This window comes from Alphaproteobacteria bacterium (assembly GCA_040905865.1).
Taxonomy (GTDB): domain Bacteria; phylum Pseudomonadota; class Alphaproteobacteria; order UBA8366.
Window position 1 is genome coordinate 1 of record JBBDQU010000067.1, and the last position, 2,990, is coordinate 2,990.

General features: G+C 59.1%; 3 protein-coding genes. 1 reads left to right on the forward strand and 2 read right to left on the reverse strand.

Annotated elements, in window-relative coordinates; all coding sequences use genetic code 11:
- Positions 1–541 precede the first annotated feature (541 nt).
- Positions 542–853 carry a hypothetical protein gene (locus tag WD767_14880; GenBank protein MEX2617378.1) on the forward strand — a complete coding sequence of 104 codons (312 nt, stop codon included), beginning with the start codon at positions 542–544 and terminating at the stop codon, positions 851–853.
- Here the strand turns inward: WD767_14880 and WD767_14885 are convergent.
- Entirely contained in the window at positions 850–1,590 is a 741-nt protein-coding gene (locus WD767_14885) for a GNAT family N-acyltransferase (GenBank protein ID MEX2617379.1), read from the reverse strand. The two genes, WD767_14880 and WD767_14885, sit on opposite strands and share 4 nt — an antisense overlap.
- Positions 1,591–1,782: 192 nt before the next feature.
- Positions 1,783–2,775, reverse strand: coding sequence for a class I SAM-dependent methyltransferase (locus tag WD767_14890; protein ID MEX2617380.1), 993 nt, complete (start codon positions 2,773–2,775; stop codon positions 1,783–1,785).
- Between the last annotated feature and the right edge of the window lie 215 nt (positions 2,776–2,990).

Sequence of the window (2,990 nt, forward strand, 5' to 3'; positions counted from 1 at the left end):
CATAAGAATCCTGTTCGTCCCTCAGCGCATTAACAATTTATGATTCAGCCCTGGAGTAAATGACGTAGCTGAGGGCGGGGATACCCAGCAAACGCTGTTTCGGTTTACGCGGGCCGTGTGAACTGAATATGCATCGTTGCGCACGAATTTGGAAAGGTCTTAACCTTTGCCTGACGGTGTACAATACGTATGCAAACGCTACGCGCAAGATGTGCGTGTAATACACGCATCTTGGCAAGGGAGACGCTGCGCTCTCCCGTTGCATCCCTCTCGCCGTGGCGCATGTCGGGCATCGAGCCCTCATGCGCCAGTAGAACGTATCGCCGTTCAATCGCTCGCGGGGCTTGGAGACTTGCCTCTCCACCTGCACCGAACCATGCAAGCATCCGTTTCCTGCGCCTACAGCGCCATGCGCAGCAAAAGGGCTTTATGCGCAGGAAATTATGGCGCATAGAGGGTACAATTGCGCATATAATTTGTAAATTGCGCACAACTATGTTTTAATTGCGCGTAAAGGTTTGCACGCAATTAAGAGGACATCGTGGCGAGGCGCATCCGGGACGAAGATTTGCAGGCGATTGAGGTCGCCGTGGCGCGGTATCCCGACGGTGCGAACGTGCGGCAGATCGAAGATGCGCTGGAGTTGGCGCCGCCGCGCCGTACGCTGCAATACCGCCTCAAATCCCTCGTCGACGACAATCGCCTGGTCATGGAGGGGGAAGCCCGATGGGCGCGCTACCGGGTGCCGCCGCCGGCAAAAGCGGCACTCGTCGTCGCGGGCTCCGGCGTAGCGCAGGCCGATGGCGAAGCGTCCTTGCCGTTATCCCGGTCCGGTGCCGAGGTGCGGAACTAGCGGGCGACGATTTCACGCGCGTTGACGACCATGCAGACATCCACCGTATTGAACTGGCAATCGATCACCGCGCCGTCGCCGATGACGCCGCCGAGCCGCAGATAACCCTTGATCAGGGTCGGCAGCGCCGCCATCGCCGCGCCGGGATCGTAGGATCCGCGCTCGCGCATCGCCATGTCGACGCGCCGGGACGGCAGCGCCCTGGCCCGAAGCTGCGACGGCGCGAGGCGATGGCGATACAGATAGGACAGGGCTACGGCATGTTCCGCCGGGTCCGTGCCCGGGAAGCTGGCGCAGCCGAACAGGACGCTGGCCTCGTGCGCGTCCATATAGGCCGCGATGCCGGTCCACAGCCGCTGCATCACCGGGCCGCGCCGGTATTCCGCCGCGACGCAGGACCGCCCCACCTCCAGCAGTTTTCCCGGCCATTTCAGCAGCGGCTTCAGGTCGTATTCGCCGGCGGAATAGAATGTCCCGGATTCGTCGCCGGACCGGCCCAGGTTCAGGCGGTAGGTGCCGACAACGCGCCGCGACTTGTCACACGCCGCATTGTCGACGACCAGCAGATGATCGCAGCGTTCGTCGAGCGCATCGACGTCCCGGCGGAGGCGACGCAGTTCCGGCGTCAGGCGCGCGCCCAGTTCCTCATAGAATATCCGGTACCGCAATGCCTGCGCCTGCCTGATCTCGTCGTCGTCCCGCGCCAGCCTTACGTCCAGTCGATTGAAAGATGCCATCGGTTCCGCCTTTCGCCAGGGTGTTCGGCAGCGGCAGCGAATCGCGGTACCCCGGATTCGGCGCCACCGCCGGTCCGGACACCGTAGCGGCGCAAACCGGACGGATCGGTGACAGCGGCGTTACAGGCATTTGAAAGATTTCAGGTCGAAACGGTTACAGCGTCGGGCAGCGGACACCGCCGCGTACTGCATTCAGGACAGGCCTCCCATGCCCCTGTACTGTGCAATAATCTGGCGTTCGCTTAACGGCGCATCCCGCAGTCGACCGCAAAAATAATATGCGGAAGCACAGTCATACGCCCCCGCCTTTCCCGCCAGGAATTCGTCGGCCAGCAGAAAAGGCCAGCTGATGCAGCGGCTCAGGAGTTGCAGAAGGTGCCGCGTAACCGGCTTTTCGGAAAAGCTGGACAAAAAATATTCAAGACTCCAGGCAAGCGCCATCCCGGGTCCATTACTGACGCCTGAGCGCACTTCATCAAACCAGCGAAACAGGCGCCTGTGGCCTATGGCGGTGAATCTGGTGTAGTCGTACCGACCCATGTGGACCTGCTGCATGAATGGAATCGACGAAAAAACCAGCCCCTCGGGTTTGAGTACACGACGAATTTCTTCGACGCACCGATTGGGGTCAGCAACATGTTCGAGGACGGCGATTGCGAACACGGCATCGAAAACGCCGCCGACAAACGGGATATCGTGCGCGTCCGCGATAAGATGTGTATCCGGCGCCAGTGCAACGTCGGTATATACGATGTTTGCATCCCGCTGGATTTCAAACCGCGCTTCGCCGGCGCCAACAACCAGTATTTTCGCGTCCGGCTGTTTATCCAGGAGATCGGCGAGGGCATCGCGCCCCGAATATTTCGAGACATTACGCGACTTCCCCGGAATCATCCGGCCCACTTGTGCTTTCAGGCGGGCAAGAACGCCGCGATCCTTTTCCGTCGGATCGCGGAGATCCATCGTAGTCACTTTCCCTTCCCGATAATGGCTCAACAGAAAAACCGAATTATCTTCATTGATCAGAATTGGCGTACCGCGCACGATCGGAAAGGTCATCTCCGGCCTGTCGTCAACAGTTACGAGTGCATCGCCTCTTCGCTGCAACAGCCGCGTCGGTTGCCCCGGAACGCAAAGATCAGCGATGAAACAATCCGGCAGTTTCAATTTGCCTTTATCGGTCATTGCGATGGAAGACCTCAAAGAGAAATATAAGTTAAACCCGGATCGTGCACCTCTCTATACCCAGTTATTGTTACGGAAAAATGATACGGCCATCGATTCCCGCCGACTCCCCCGACACCCGATTTTGCCTTGCCGACATGCGAAACAAACCGCTCCTAAACCGGTGACACCCATTAGGCGTTAAGTTGCAAGAGGGAATATTTTTCCTTGCCGCC